The sequence below is a fragment of the Microbacterium sp. B35-30 genome (assembly GCF_010634855.1).
Taxonomy (GTDB): Bacteria; Actinomycetota; Actinomycetes; order Actinomycetales; family Microbacteriaceae; genus Microbacterium.
Window position 1 is genome coordinate 340,819 of record NZ_MWLQ01000011.1, and the last position, 14,317, is coordinate 355,135.

A 14,317-nucleotide genomic window follows, 5' to 3' on the forward strand; every position below is an offset into this window, starting at 1 on the left:
TGGGAGAACCGGTCCGCAGCGACGTCGAGCGTGGAACCGCCGCGCCCCTTCAGCGCTCCCGCTACCCCGCGTCGGATGCGAGAGCGTCGAGCGCTGCCGGTCCCTCGGTGACCAGCACGTGGAACTGGGCGGCATCGAGGATGCGGATGCCGAGCTCCTCCGCCTTCGCGAGCTTGGATCCGGCGCCCGGCCCCGCGGCCACGAAGTCGGTCTTCTTGGAGACACTCGAGGCCGCCTTGCCACCGGCTTTGAGGATCGCCTCCTGAGCCCCTTCGCGGCTGTACCCGTCGAGCGAGCCCGTAGCCACTACGGTGAGGCCCGCGAGCACTCCCCCGGTGCTGACGGCCGCACCCGGGCCGGGATGACCGGGCGTCGCCAACTGCGCGCCGGCGGCGGCCCAGCGCTCGACGATCTCGCGGTGCCAGTCGACCTCGAACCAGTCGATGAGCGAGTCGGCGATGATTCCGCCGACGCCCTCGACGCCGGCGAGCTCGTCGCGCGACGCCCCGCGGATTGCCTCGACCGACCCGAACCACTGCGCGAGAGCACGCGCGGCGACGGGTCCAACGTGGCGGATGTTCAGGGCGACGAGGAATCGCCACAGCTCCTTCGTCTTCGCGCGCTCGAGCTGATCGAGCAGCGTGATCGCCTGAGCCGAGGGCTGGGGACCGACCGCCCCCGCCTTCTTCTCAGCGGCCGACGGGTTGCGGCGGAACGGTGCCCGCCGGACGAACTCGCCGGACTTCTCGTCGACGCGCGGTTCGCCGGTCTCGGCATCGCGCACGACCACCTCGATCGGCACGAGCTGATCGAGGGTGAGCTCGAACAGGCCGGCCTCGGTCTCGAGGGGTGGGAGGTCGGGCACCGACGGCTGCGTGAGAGCTGCAGCGGTCACCTCGCCGAGCGCTTCGATGTCGAGGCCGCCGCGTGACCCGATGTGCTCCACGCGGCCGCGCACCTGCGCGGGGCAGGCCCGCGTGTTGGGGCAGCGCAGGTCGATGTCGCCTTCCTTCGCCGGCGCGAGCGCCGAGCCGCATTCGGGGCAGTCGGCGGGCATCACGAACTCGCGCTCGGTGCCGTCGCGCAGCTCGACGACGGGGCCCAGGATCTCGGGGATGACGTCGCCCGCCTTGCGGAGCACGACGGTGTCGCCGATGAGCACGCCCTTCGCACGGACGACGTCCTGGTTGTGGAGGGTCGCCTGCCGCACCACCGACCCCGCGACCCGTGCGGGCGCCATGACGGCGAACGGCGTCGCCCGACCGGTGCGCCCGACCGAGACGACGATGTCGAGCAGCGTGGTGTTGACCTGCTCGGGCGGGTACTTGTAGGCGATCGCCCACCGCGGAGCGCGACTGGTCGCGCCCAGCTCGTCGTGGAGCGCGAGCTCGTCGACCTTCACGACGACGCCGTCGATCTCGTGTTCCACGTCGTGGCGGTGCTCGCCGTAGTGCGCGACGAAGTCCAGCACGCCGTCGATGTCCTCCGTGGTGCGGAAGTAGGGGCTGGTCGGCAGACCCCACTCCGCGAGCAGCGCGTAGATCTCGCTCTGCGAGTCGACGGGGGGCCGGCTCCACGCGCCGATGCCGTGGACGAACAGCCGGAGTGAGTCGAGACGGGCCTGCCCGGCCTCGTGCTCCAGACCGTCCTTCTTGTCGAGCTGCTGACGCAACCCGCCCGACGCGGCGTTGCGCGGATTCGCGAACGACGGGAACCGGCGCTCGGCGCTGACACGCGCCTTCGCCTCGTCGAACGCCCTGCTGCGGGCTCGCGTCTCGTCGACGGCGCGGTCGCGCATCTCGGCCTGCAGCGCGTTGAGCCGCGCGAACGCCGCCACGGGGATGAACACCTCGCCGCGGACCTCGACGATGTCGGGGTGGCCGGTGCCGGCCAGGCGCTGCGGGATGCCGGCGACGCGGACGGCGTTCATCGTCACGTCCTCGCCGACGCGGCCGTCGCCGCGTGTCGCCGCCGACGTGAGCACCCCGCGCTCGTAACGCAGGCTGATCGCGAGGCCGTCGATCTTGAGCTCGGTCAGCCACCGCACCTTCCTGCCCGCGGCCGCCTCGGCCTTGACGCACCACTCCCGCAGCTCTTCGGCGCTGAACACGTTGTCGAGGCTGAGCATGCGCTCGGCGTGCTCGATCGGCGCGAACATCGAGCTCTCGGCGGCTCCCACCGTCTGGGTGGGCGAGTCCTGCCCCTGCAGCTCGGGGTGCATGTGCTCGATCTCTTCGAGCCGCCGCATCCATCCGTCGTAGGTGGCGTCGTCGACGATCTCCGCGTTGCGCCCGTAGTACGCGTCACGCGCGCCGAGGATGCGCTCGGTCAGATCCTGGGCTTCGACTCGCGCGGCCTCGAGACCGGCGTCTGCGGGAAGTACGGCATCCGTCACCCCGCCAGTCTAGGAGCGGGCTCCGACAGCACCCAGGCGCCGGAGCGATACACCGCCCGACGGCCAACCCGGCGGGTGAGCGCCGCGGCGCGGCATCCGTCCCGCCTCTATGCCTCCACCGGCACGGCCGAGACGGTGCGATCGATCGTGAACTGCCCGATCACACGCGTGCCGTCGTACAGTACCGCCGTCTGCCCCGGGGCGACGCCGTCGAAGGGCGTCTCGGGCACCACTGTCAACAGTCCCGCGGCGAGCGTGGCCGACGCGGGCACCGGGTCGGCGTGGGCACGGATCTGCACGTGGCAGGCGAACTCCCCCGCCTGTTGCGGTCGGCCGGCCCACGAGTACCGCTCCCCCGCGATCTCGGCGGTGGCGAGGGCCTCCTTGGGCCCGACGACGACGGTGTTCGAGACCGGCCGCACCTCGAGCACGAACCGGGGCTTGCCGTCGGGTGCCGGCACGCCGAGCTGGAGGCCGCGGCGCTGGCCGACCGTGAACGCATGGGCTCCCTCGTGCGAGCCGACGACGGCGCCGGTGCGGTCGAGGATGTCGCCGCGCTCGGCGCCGACCTTGTCGGCGAGCCAGCCGCGGGTGTCTCCGTCGGGGATGAAGCAGATGTCGTGACTGTCGGGCTTGTGCGCCACCGTGAGGCCGCGCTCCTCGGCCTCGGCCCGCACGAGCGCCTTGGACGGCGTCGCACCGAGCGGGAAGTAGGTGTGGGCCAGCTGCTCGGCGTTCAGCACTCCCAACACATAGGACTGGTCCTTCGCAGCGTCCGACGCGCGGTGCAGCTCGAGACCCTGGGGTCCGTCGACCAGCGTCGCGTAGTGGCCGGTGCAGACGGCGTCGAAGCCCAGCTCGAGCGCGCGCTCGAGGAGCGCGGCGAACTTGATCTTCTCGTTGCAGCGCATGCAGGGGTTGGGCGTCCGGCCGGCGCGGTACTCGGCCACGAAGTCGTCGATGACGTCATCGCGGAAGCGCTCCGAGAAGTCCCACACGTAGAACGGGATGCCCAGGCGATCGGCCGCGCGCCGGGCGTCCATGGCGTCCTCGATGGTGCAGCAGCCGCGGCTGCCGGTGCGGAGCGTGCCGCCGGCCCTCGAGAGGGCCAGATGCACGCCGACGACGTCGTGGCCGGCGTCGACGGCCCGCGCGGCCGCCACCGCGGAGTCCACTCCGCCGCTCATGGCCGCAAGGATTCGCATGGGTCCAGTCTACGAACCCGCACCTGACCGTGGCCCGGATGCCGCCCGCGCGCGCTCGACCGCTTCCGGCAGCACCGCCAGCACCGCGTCCACGTCGGCGTCGACGGTGGTGCGTCCGAGCGTGAGCCGGAGCACCTGCCGGGCCTCGGCCTCCGTCCGTCCCATCGCGATCACGACGTGCGACGGCTCGGGCACCCCGGCCTGGCACGCCGACCCGGTCGACACCGCGATGCCGGCACGGTCGAGCAGGAAGAGCAGGGTCTCGCCCGCCGCACCGGGGAAGAGCACGTGCGCGTTCCCCGGCACACGGTCCACGGGATCGCCGAGCAGCTCGGCACCGGGGATCGTGTGCCGGATGCCGCTCACCAGCCGCTCACGCAGAGCCCCGAGCCGCACCGCCTCGGCCTCGCGCTCCGCCTCGGCCGCCTCGGCGGCCACGGCGAACGCCACCGCCCCGGCCACGTCCTGCGTGCCGGCGCGCAGCCGCCGCTGCTGACCGCCGCCGTGCTGGAGCGCCGTGAGGTCGGCGCCGCGCGCGACCACGAGCGCGCCGACGCCGGTCGGCCCGCCGATCTTGTGGGCCGACACGCTCAGCGCCGCCAGCCCGGCGCGGCCGCGGGCATCCCCTCGCCAGCCGCGGAACGACACGGGCACGTGCCCGAAAGCGGCGACGGCGTCGAGGTGCAGCGGCACCTCGGCCGCCGCGGCCGCCGCGGCGAGCGCCGCGGCGTCGTTGATCGTCCCGGCTTCGTTGTTGGCGACGAGGGCGGTGGCGAAGGCGGCGTCCGGCAGCGCGGCCGAGAAGGCGTCGAGGCGGATGCGGGCAGCGGCATCGATGCCGACGTGCCGCACGTGGGCGCCCTGCGCCTCGAGCCATTCCACAGCGTCGAGCGTCGCGTGGTGCTCGCCGTCCGGCAGCACCACGGCGTCCGCGTCGGCGGGTCTTGCCCACCAGAGTCCCTTCACGGCGAGGTTGACGGCCTCGGTGCCGCCCGATGTGAAGACGACCTCGATCGGGTCCGCGTCGATCACTGCGGCAAGGCGCTCGCGCGCCTCTTCGAGCACCCGGCGCGCGTGCTGCCCGGCCCCGTGAATCGACGAGGCGTTGCCCGCCACCGTGGCCGCGTCGATCCAGGCGTCGCGCGCCTCGGGACGCAGCGGCGCGGTGGCGGCGTGGTCGAGGTAGATCTGCTGGTCGCTCATGCGCACCCGCTCCCCTCTCGATCGCGTTGCCGACGACTGCGCCCGAGTCCCGTGAGGCACGGCACCGGGTCTCGTAACAAGTCCGACTCCGACCATGGTTATGGTAGTCCGCATGGTCAGCCCGGAGTCCGTCCTCTCGCCCCCGGCTGCGGGCTTGCTCAGCCCGCAGCTCGATGGGCTGGGCGTCGTGCTGCTCCCCCACGGCGGTCGGCTGCGGGTGTGGTCGGGCGCGGCGGATGCCGTCGACCTCGTCGTCTTCGACGACACCGACCTCGACTGGATCACCGCGACCGAGCCGCTCAGCCCGATCGGCGGCGGCGTGTGGGAGATCACGACACCGCTCCTGCGCCCGGGCGCCCGATACGCGATCCGCGTCGATGGACCGCAGGCGCCCGGCAACACCTTCAACCGCGGCACGCTCCTGCTCGATCCGTACACGCGCGGCGTCGTCCGCACCGGTTACGACGGCTGGCGCTCCGCCGTGGTCGAAGGCTCCTTCGACTGGGGAGGTGTGCACAAGCCCGCGGTGCCCATGGATCGCACGGTGCTGTACGAAGGTCATCTGAAGGGCCTGTCGAAGCGGCATCCCGACGTCCCGGGAGCACTGCGCGGCACCTACGCCGGACTCGCCCATCCGGCGATGGTCCAGCACTTCCTCGATCTGGGCGTCACGAGCATCGAGCTGCTGCCCGTCCACGCCTTCACCACTGAGCCGCGGCTGCTCCAGCACGGTCTCACGAACTACTGGGGCTACAACTCCCTGGGCTTCTTCGCCCCGCACGCCGCCTATGCCACCGAGGATGCTCGCCGGCAGGGCCCCGAGGCGGTCCTCCGCGAGTTCAAGGGCATGGTGAGGCTGCTGCACGAGGCCGGGCTGGAGGTGATCCTCGACGTCGTGTACAACCACACGGCCGAAGAGGGCATCGGCGGACCGCGCTCGAGCCTGCGCGGTATCGACAACCGCGCGTACTACCGCCAGGAGGACGACGGCGCGTACATCGACGTCACCGGCTGCGGCAATTCCCTGGACACGTCGACGGATGCCGCCGCCCGCCTGGTCCTCGATTCGCTGCGGTACTGGGCGAACGACGTGCAGGTCGACGGGTTCCGGTTCGACCTCGCCGCGACGCTCGGCCGGGACTCGGCCCACCACTTCACGCCGGAGCATCCGCTGCTGCGCGCGATCCTCGACGATCCGGCTCTCGCCGGCGTCAAGAAGATCGCCGAGCCGTGGGACGTCGGCATGGGCGGCTGGCAGACCGGGAACTTCGGCGACGGATGGAGCGAGTGGAACGACCGCTACCGCGACCGTGTCCGCAACTTCTGGCTGAGCGACGTGGACTACGCGCGCCGCGCGTCCACCTCCCCTGTCGGCATCGGCGGTTTCGCGAACCGGCTCGCCGGCTCGGCGAACACCTTCGCAGACGAGCGCGGGCCGCTCGCGAGCGTGAACTTCGTGACCGCTCACGACGGCTTCACCCTGCGCGATCTCGTCTCGTACGACGTGAAGCACAACTTCGGCAACGGCGAGCACAACCGGGACGGCGCCGACACGAACCGCTCCTTCAACCACGGCGCCGAAGGCCCGACGGACGATGCGGGAATCCTCGCCACCCGCCGCAAGGCCATGCGCAACCTGCTGGGCACGCTCCTGCTCTCGGCCGGCGTGCCCATGATGACGGCGGGCGACGAGTTCGCCCGCACGCAGCGGGGCAACAACAACGCATACTGCCACGACTCGGTGCTCACGTGGCTGTCGTGGGAGCACGCGCCCTGGCAGCGAGACCTGTACGCGCACGTGCGTCACCTGCTGCGCCTGCGACGCGAGAACCCGGCGCTGCGCCCCAGCCGCTTCGCGCGGCTCGGCGAGCGCACACCCTCGGCATCCGTCATGGAGTGGTATGACGAGCACGGCGAGACCATGTCTCTCGAGCGGTGGACCGATCCGGCTCACCGCACGCTCCAGTACGTCGCGGCCTCCACTCCGGAGTTCGAGGGGTTCAACCGGGTGCTTCTCATGGTCCACGGCAACGAGCGGCCGATCAGAGTCACGCTCCCCGACATCGACGGCGTGACCCGGTACATCTCACTGTGGTCGAGCGCAGACGAGAGGCCGTCCGAGCTGACACCCGCCTTCCCCCCCGGCGACACGATCGCCCTCCCGGGCACGACGATGCGCCTCTTCCGTGCCGAATAGCTCAGCCGACATCCGGAGGACGAGCGACGTCACGTCGCTGTCATCCCGGTTCGGCGCGCGATAGGTTCGACACGTGGTCACGACGACGCGCTCCGCGCGCTCCCGCCCGTGGCGGAGCGCCTCGGCCCTCCCTGTCCGCGATATCCGTGCCTGGCAGGCTGAACGCGACACCGCAGCGCGGCGCGTTCCCCTCGCCCAGCCCTCACCGGCGGTGCCCTGGGGCGATTACCGTCCCAAGGCTTTCGACGGCGAGGTGGTGCCGTTCCGTGTGACGGCGTTCCGCGAGGGCCACGACCGCATCGGCGTCCATCTGCGCCTCTTCTCGCCCAGCGGCGACGAGTCCCTGCATCGCCTGCGTTCGCTCGACGACGGCTTCGATCGCTGGCAGACCGAGGTCGCGCTGCTCGAGCAGGGCATCTGGCGTTTCCGCTTCGAGTCGTTCGGCGACGACTTCGCCACCTGGGAGCACGCCGCCTCGCTCAAGATCGCCGCGGGAGTGGATGCCGCGCTCATGCGCGAACTCGGAGCGCTGCTGTTCGACCGTGCCACGGCCGAGAAGGGCCGCCCGGTGGCCGAGCGGCGCACGCTCGCCGCGGCTGCGGCATCCCTCCGCGACAGCGCCGTCGACGACGCGGCCGCGCTCGTCATCGTCGAGGACCCGACGCTGGCCGGATACTTCCGTCAGCGCCCGCTCATGTCGCTCGCAACGGTCGGGGACGACCTCGAGCTCCTCGTCGAGCGCGAACGCGCCGGCGTCGGGGCGTGGTACGAGTTCTTCCCCCGCTCGGAGGGCGCGCGCCGCCTCAAGGACGGCACGGTGAAGAGCGGCACCTTCCGCACGGCGGCGAAGCGACTGCCGGCGGTGGCCGAGATGGGCTTCGACGTGCTGTACCTGCCGCCGATCCACCCGATCGGCACGGTGAACCGCAAGGGCCCGAACAACACGCTCGAGGCGGGACCGGGCGATCCGGGCTCGCCCTGGGCGATCGGCTCGGCGGCCGGCGGACACGACACCGTCCACCCCGACCTCGGCACGCTCGCCGACTTCCGCGCGTTCGTGCGCAGCGCGCGCGCCGCGGGCCTCGAGATCGCCCTGGATCTGGCGCTCCAGGCGGCTCCCGATCACCCCTGGGTCACCGCCCACCCCGAATGGTTCACGACGCTTCCCGACGGCTCCATCGCCTACGCCGAGAACCCGCCGAAGAAGTACCAGGACATCTACCCGGTCAACTTCGACAACGACCCGGCCGGCATCCGTGCCGAGGTGCTCCGAATCGTCCGCCACTGGATCGCGCAGGGCGTGCGCATCTTCCGCGTCGACAACCCGCACACCAAGCCGCTGCAGTTCTGGGAGTGGCTCGTCGGGACGGTGACCGCGGAAGACCCGGGCGTCGTGTTCCTCGCCGAGGCCTTCACGCGCCCCGCACCGCTGCAGAGCCTCGCCTCCGCCGGCTTCCAGCAGAGCTACACGTACTTCGCGTGGCGCAACACCAAGGCGGAGCTGGAGGAGTTCCTCTCGGCGCTCGCGCACGAGACCGATGACTTCGTGCGGCCCAACCTCTTCGTCAACACCCCCGACATCCTCACCGAGTACCTGCAGTTCGGCGGCCGCGCCGCGTACCGCATCCGTGCGGCCATCGCCGCCACCGCAGCCCCGAGCTACGGCGTGTATGCCGGCTACGAGCTCTACGAGAACGTGGCGCGCCCGGGATCCGAAGAGAACATCGACAACGAGAAGTACGAGTACAAGTTCCGCGATTGGGCCGGCGCCGAGGAGCACGGCGACTCGCTGGCGCCGTTCCTCGCCCGACTCAACGACATCCGGCGCGCGCACCCCGCCCTCCGCCAGCTGCGCAACCTCAGCGTCCACTGGAGCGACGACGACGCGATCCTGGTGTACGCCAAGCACCTCGACGCCGCGCTCTCGCCCGACGGTCGCAGCGACACCGTCATCGTCGTGGTCAACACCGACCCCCACTCGGTGCGCCAGACGATGGTCCACCTCGACACCCGCGCCTGGGGCGTCGAGCCCGGTTCGCCGTTCGAGGTCGAGGACCTCGTCACCGGCGCCCGCTGGACGTGGTCGGATCACAACTACGTGATGCTGGACGCGTTCACCGAGCCGGTCCACATCCTCCACGTGAAGGAACCCCGATGACGCTCACCGACCAGATCCTCGATGCCGTCGCGACGGGCTCCTACCACGACCCGCACACCGTGCTCGGCATCCATCCCGACACGGATGCCGAGGGCAACAGGACCTGGATCGTGCGTGCCCGCCGGCCGCTCGCACGCAGCGTGACCGCTGTCTTCGCCGACGGCACACGCGTCCCCCTCGAGCACGTGCGCGCAGGAATCTGGGAGGGCACGCGCGCCGGCGCCCTCACGCGGTACGAGCTGCACGCGGCCTACGCACAGGGGCCGGACTACATCGCCGACGACCCCTACCGCCACTCCCCGACGATCGGCGAGCTCGACCTGCACCTGATCGGCGAGGGCCGCCACGAAGAGCTGTGGCGCGCGCTCGGCGCGCATGAGCGCGCGCACGACGGGTCGATGGGCACCGCCTTCACGGTGTGGGCGCCGAATGCGCGCGCCGTGCGCGTGGTCGGCGACTTCAACGGGTGGGACGGTCAAGGGCACGCCATGCGCTCCATGGGCGGCACCGGAGTGTGGGAGCTCTTCGTCCCCGGCATCGGCCAGGGCACGTCCTACAAGTTCGAGATTCGCGGGCGCGGCGGCGACTGGGCGCTCAAGGCCGACCCGATGGCCCGGTTCGCCGAGGTGCCTCCCGCCACGGCATCCGTCGTCGTCGGCTCGTCGTATTCCTGGGGCGACGCCGCCTGGCTCGCCGAGCGCGCTCGCTCGACGCCCGTGTCGCGGCCGATGTCGGTGTACGAGCTGCATTTCGGATCATGGCGGCAGGGGCTGTCGTATCGCGACGCCGCGGATGAGCTCATCGACTACGTCACCGGCCAGGGGTTCACCCACATCGAGTTCCTCCCGCTCGCCGAGCACCCGTTCGGTGGGTCGTGGGGCTACCAGGTCACCGGCTACTACGCGCCGACCAGCCGCTTCGGGCACCCCGACGATCTGCGCTACCTCATCGACAGACTCCACCAGGCCGGCATCGGCGTGATCATGGACTGGGTTCCCGGCCACTTCCCCAAGGATGCCTTCGCGCTGGCCCGGTTCGACGGCGAGCCGCTGTACGAGCACGCGGATCCCCGGCGCGGCGAGCACCGCGAATGGGGCACGTACATCTTCGATTACGGCCGCAGCGAAGTGCGGAACTTCCTCGTGGCGAACGCGCTCTACTGGTTCGAGGAGTTCCACGTCGACGGCCTCCGGGTGGACGCGGTGGCGTCCATGCTCTACCTCGACTACTCCCGCGAAGACGGCGAGTGGTCGCCCAACGTGCACGGCGGTCGCGAGAACCTGGAGGCCATCCGGTTCCTTCAGGAGGTCAACGCCACGGCGTACAAGCGCTACCCCGGCATCGCGATGATCGCCGAGGAATCGACGAGCTTCCCGGGAGTGACGGCGCCGACGAGTCAGGCGGGTCTCGGCTTCGGGTTCAAGTGGAACATGGGCTGGATGAACGACTCGCTCCAGTACATCAAGCGCGATCCGATCTACCGATCGCATCACGAGGGCGAGCTCTCGTTCTCGTTCGTCTACGCCTTCAGCGAGAACTACGTGCTGCCCATCAGCCACGACGAGGTCGTCCACGGAAAGGGCAGCCTCTTCGCACGGATGCCGGGCGACCACTGGCAGAAGCTGGCCAACATGCGGGCCTTCCTGGCGTACATGTGGGGGCACCCGGGCAAGCAGCTGCTGTTCATGGGTCAGGAGTTCGGCCAGCTGTCGGAGTGGTCCGAGGGTCGCTCGCTGGACTGGTGGCTGCTCGACCAGCCGACGCACGCGCAGCTGCAGCAGTTCGTGGGTGTGCTCAACCGCGTGTACCGAGACCAGTCCGCGCTGTGGTCACGCGACAGCGACGGCGCGGCGTTCAACCGGCTCGGGGCGCCGAAGTGGAATCCGAACGTCGTCGCCTTCGCACGGCGCGACTGGCACGGCAACACGATCGTGGTCGCCGCGAACTTCTCCGGCCAGCCGCTCACCTCGTACGAACTGGACCTGCCCGAGAGCGGTGTCTGGCACGAGATCCTCAATACCGACGCGCAGGCGTACGGCGGATCGGGCGTCGGAAACCTCGGCGTCGTCCACGCCGGTGCGGGTGGACGTGCCTCCCTCGTGCTGCCGCCGCTGGGTGTGCTGTGGCTGCGTCACGAGACGAGCGCGCACATCCCCTCACCCACCCAGGGGTGAGCGGGCGTTCGTGGTCAGAACAGCAGCGAAGCGAGGCGGCTGCGCGCAGCGATGACGCGCGGATCGGCGTCGCCGACGAGCGCGAAAAGCTCCAGCAGACGCTCGCGCACCGGCGTGCGCTCCTCGTCGGGCAGTGCCGCGAACAGATCGAGCAGACGACCGAAGGCGTCCTCGACGTGCCCGCCCGAGATGTCGAGATCGGCGACGGTGAACTGCGCCTCGATGTCCTGCGGAGCGGATGCCGCAGCCGCACGCGCCGCCTGGAGATCCACGTTCTGCACGCGCAGCAGCAGACGCACCTGACCGAGCCCGGCGCGAGCCTCGGCGTCGCGAGGGTTCTCGGCGAGGGCCGTCTCGTATGCGACGACCGCACGGGCGTAGTCGCCCTCTTCGATCGCCTCGAATGCCTCGGCGTGCAGCGGGGGGAGCGCGGGTTCGGCGGGCGCCTCGTCCGGCGCCTGTCCGTCGACGGCTGCCGAGCCTGTCACGCCGTTCTGCGCCGCGAGCTGGAGGAGCTGGGCGAACACCTCGCGCACCTGCTGCTCGGGCACTGCGCCGGTGAACATCTGCACGGGCTGCCCGGCCACGAGGGCGACGACCATCGGGATCGACTGGGCGCGGAACGCCTGCGAGAGCTGCGGGTTGGCGTCGACGTCGACTTTCGCAAGGACCAGTCGTCCCCCGAGCTCGAGCACGACCTTCTCGAGGACCGGGCTCAGCTGCTTGCACGGGCCGCACCACTCGGCCCACAGGTCGACGACCACGGGGACGGTCCGCGAGAGCTCCAGAACCTGCGGGAACGTCTCATCGGTGACGTCCAGCACGAGCGACGGCACCACGACGGCGTTGCCCGCAGGAGCTTCCTCACCCGGGGCGGCCGCCGCGGTGGAGGCGGGCCGGTTCCGAAGGGTGGACAGGTCGACGGCACCGCGCAGCGAGGCGCCCAGAGTGGGATCGGTCACGGAAGAACCCTCGCATCGAGAATGTCGGATGAGTAACCGAGCAGGCGGATCTTCTCGTTCGACCCGGGCCCGGGGACGTAGAAGAACACCTGATCGCTGTACGTGGTCTCGAACCCCGTCGGGGACTGGTCGGCGCCCGCCAACGTCTTCACGGGCGGGTTGTCGGCGACCTTGATCACCGCTTCCACCACCGTGGGCGTGGCGGTGTCGATCTCGTTGATGTTCACCGCGACGATCGCCCCGCTCTCGACCGTCTGCAGGGCGAACGGCGCCTGGGGTCCTGCCGCGGAGGAGAACTCGAGTTTTCCGGTCGAGGCGGCGGTCTTGTTGAAGTCTGCGAGCCGCCGATCCCGGTCCGCGGCGATGCTCGTCCGCAGCTGGTCGCTCTCGACCTCGAAGAGGTCGTAGTAGATGCTCGCCTCACCCTGGTTGATGATGTCCGCGTACGCGGCGGCGACCTGGTCGGGTTGCATGACGAGGAAGGGAGAGTCGGGCTCGACCGCCGGCGCACCGATGTACGAGGGTGCCAGGTCCGGCAGCGAGGTCGATGCTTCGAGGCTTCCGACGTAGGCGAGCTTGTAGTCCGCCCACTGGTCCTTCTGCGTCAGCACCATGATGCTCGACGTCTTCGACTCCTCGTCGTCGGCGACCGCGATCACCGAGCGTGGCCAGCCGTCGTAGGCCTGCGGGAGGACGATCTCGAGCGGCTTGGAGAGGATGGGGGCCGGAGCCGGGTACTCCGGGAGCGTGGCGCGCAGCTTGTAGTACGTGTCGCGGGCGGCGAGCGCCGCGCCCTCGAGGCGCGTCTCGGCGAGGTTGCCGTCGAGCGCCGCGTCGGCTTCGGCGACCGTCGAGGCGACGCGGGTCAGGATCCGCTCGGCCTGCGCCTTGGTGACCGCCGGGGCCTGCTGGCCTTCCGGAGCGATGACCGTCGCCGTCGGGGACGGCGTCGGCGAGGGGGCGAGCTGGGGCCAGGCGTCGGCGGAGCAGCCCGTGAACAACAACGCCGAGACGGCGACGACCGGCAGCACGGCGAACGCACGCCGACCGCTCGCCACGGCGCGACGTGACGCGGGCGAGCTGCTGATGACGCCCTTGTCGTCGCCGTCGATCGCGATGTCGATGGGCTCCGTGACCGGCAGTGGCAGCCCCTTGCGGCGCGGCCCGCGCTTCCGGCGGGCGTGACGGATGCCGAGGATGTAGAGGAACACGCCGATCGCCATGAGGATGGCGCCGCCGACGATGAGCGGACCCGCCCACGGCGTCGAGGTCTGCAGCGGCCATGTCACCGTCACCCTGCTCGGGGCGGGTGCGGTGCCGTCAGCCGCGACGAGCACGCTCATCTCCGCGGGCAGCTGCAGCGGCGCGATGAGAAGGTCCTTCTGCTGGTATTCGTCGAGCCAGAGGTCCGACCCGACGGGGCTGCGGCCGGGCGCATCGGCGGCGGCGTCGGCGTCGGCGGCCGCCTCTTCGGGCGCGGCGCCCTCGGCGGGGGCCTCCGGCGTGGCGCCGGCGATCGCGTCGACCTCGGGCTCGACGACGACGATCTCGACCTCGCCGTCGCCGGTCGACGTGACATGCGTGTACGTCGTGTCGGACAGCCAGAACTCCATATCTGCCGTCCGGCCGTAGGAGGCGAAGATGTCGCCCTCGGCCTGGGCGCGCAGTGTCTGCGTCCCCGGCATCTGGTTGAGTACGGCGCCGTCGATCAGGAGATACGGGGTCTCCTCCTCGACGGAGATCGCCGTGGTCTCAGTCCTGGGTCCCTGGAAGATCGTCCGCTGGGCGATCCCCGCACCGATCATCACGGTGGCGAGCACGAACGCCGCCACGGCCCACACGAAACGCACGAAGAACACCTTTCCCGGACGCGCAGACGCAGCGCGACCCTTCGATTCGACATTTCAGACTAGCGGGGATGACCTGGGAGGCGCGTGGGAGGGATCATTCCACGGACTGGACGCCCCGCATGCGTATCCTTGGCGGACAGAACGATCGACGCGGCGTCGATCGGCAGGGGGAC

At 70.8% G+C, this 14,317-nt stretch carries 8 protein-coding genes; 3 read left to right on the forward strand and 5 right to left on the reverse strand.

From position 1 onward, the window contains the following. Positions 1 to 61: 61 nt before the first annotated feature. From ligA to B2K11_RS05965, 3 genes are all read right to left on the reverse strand, one after another. Positions 62 to 2,395, reverse strand: a complete 2,334-nt coding sequence (gene ligA / locus B2K11_RS05955) for an NAD-dependent DNA ligase LigA (RefSeq protein ID WP_163617315.1) — start codon at positions 2,393 to 2,395, stop codon at positions 62 to 64. A gap of 107 nt (positions 2,396 to 2,502) precedes the next feature. Next, on the reverse strand, positions 2,503 to 3,600 hold the full coding sequence (mnmA, locus tag B2K11_RS05960; protein ID WP_163617316.1) for a tRNA 2-thiouridine(34) synthase MnmA: 1,098 nt from the start codon (positions 3,598 to 3,600) through the stop codon (positions 2,503 to 2,505). Positions 3,601 to 3,609: 9 nt separating this feature from the next. Beyond that, the gene (locus B2K11_RS05965) at positions 3,610 to 4,803 is read right to left on the reverse strand and encodes a cysteine desulfurase family protein (protein WP_163617317.1); all 1,194 of its coding nucleotides are present in this window, start codon (positions 4,801 to 4,803) and stop codon (positions 3,610 to 3,612) included. Between the two features lie 112 nt (positions 4,804 to 4,915). Between B2K11_RS05965 and glgX the strand changes: the two genes are divergently transcribed. The 3 genes from glgX to glgB all read left to right on the forward strand — a co-directional run bounded on the left by glgX (position 4,916) and on the right by glgB (position 11,332). After that, a complete protein-coding gene (gene glgX, locus B2K11_RS05970; protein ID WP_163617318.1) occupies positions 4,916 to 7,000 on the forward strand; it encodes a glycogen debranching protein GlgX in 2,085 nt (694 codons plus the stop codon). A gap of 73 nt (positions 7,001 to 7,073) precedes the next feature. Beyond that, positions 7,074 to 9,158, forward strand: a complete 2,085-nt coding sequence (locus B2K11_RS05975; RefSeq protein ID WP_163617319.1) for a maltotransferase domain-containing protein — start codon at positions 7,074 to 7,076, stop codon at positions 9,156 to 9,158. Then, complete coding sequence (gene glgB, locus B2K11_RS05980; RefSeq protein WP_163617320.1) at positions 9,155 to 11,332, forward strand: 1,4-alpha-glucan branching protein GlgB; 2,178 nt, start codon at positions 9,155 to 9,157, stop codon at positions 11,330 to 11,332. The genes B2K11_RS05975 and glgB overlap by 4 nt, the downstream gene beginning before the upstream one ends. A gap of 14 nt (positions 11,333 to 11,346) precedes the next feature. Here the strand turns inward: glgB and B2K11_RS05985 are convergent, their stop codons facing one another. Beyond that, positions 11,347 to 12,294, reverse strand: coding sequence for a tetratricopeptide repeat protein (locus tag B2K11_RS05985; protein WP_163617321.1), 948 nt, complete (start codon positions 12,292 to 12,294; stop codon positions 11,347 to 11,349). After that, complete coding sequence (locus B2K11_RS05990; RefSeq protein ID WP_163617322.1) at positions 12,291 to 14,144, reverse strand: glycosyl transferase; 1,854 nt, start codon at positions 14,142 to 14,144, stop codon at positions 12,291 to 12,293. Before B2K11_RS05990 ends, B2K11_RS05985 begins: the two co-directional genes overlap by 4 nt. Positions 14,145 to 14,317 lie beyond the last annotated feature (173 nt).

Excerpts from the sequence above, each read along its gene's own strand:
- B2K11_RS05965 (WP_163617317.1), bottom strand. The coding sequence starts at position 4,803 with ATGAGCGACCAGCAGATCTACCTCGACCACGCCGCCACCGCGCCGCTG.
- glgB (WP_163617320.1), top strand. The coding sequence starts at position 9,155 with ATGACGCTCACCGACCAGATCCTCGATGCCGTCGCGACGGGCTCCTAC.
- mnmA (WP_163617316.1), bottom strand. The coding sequence starts at position 3,600 with ATGCGAATCCTTGCGGCCATGAGCGGCGGAGTGGACTCCGCGGTGGCG.
- glgX (WP_163617318.1), top strand. The coding sequence starts at position 4,916 with ATGGTCAGCCCGGAGTCCGTCCTCTCGCCCCCGGCTGCGGGCTTGCTC.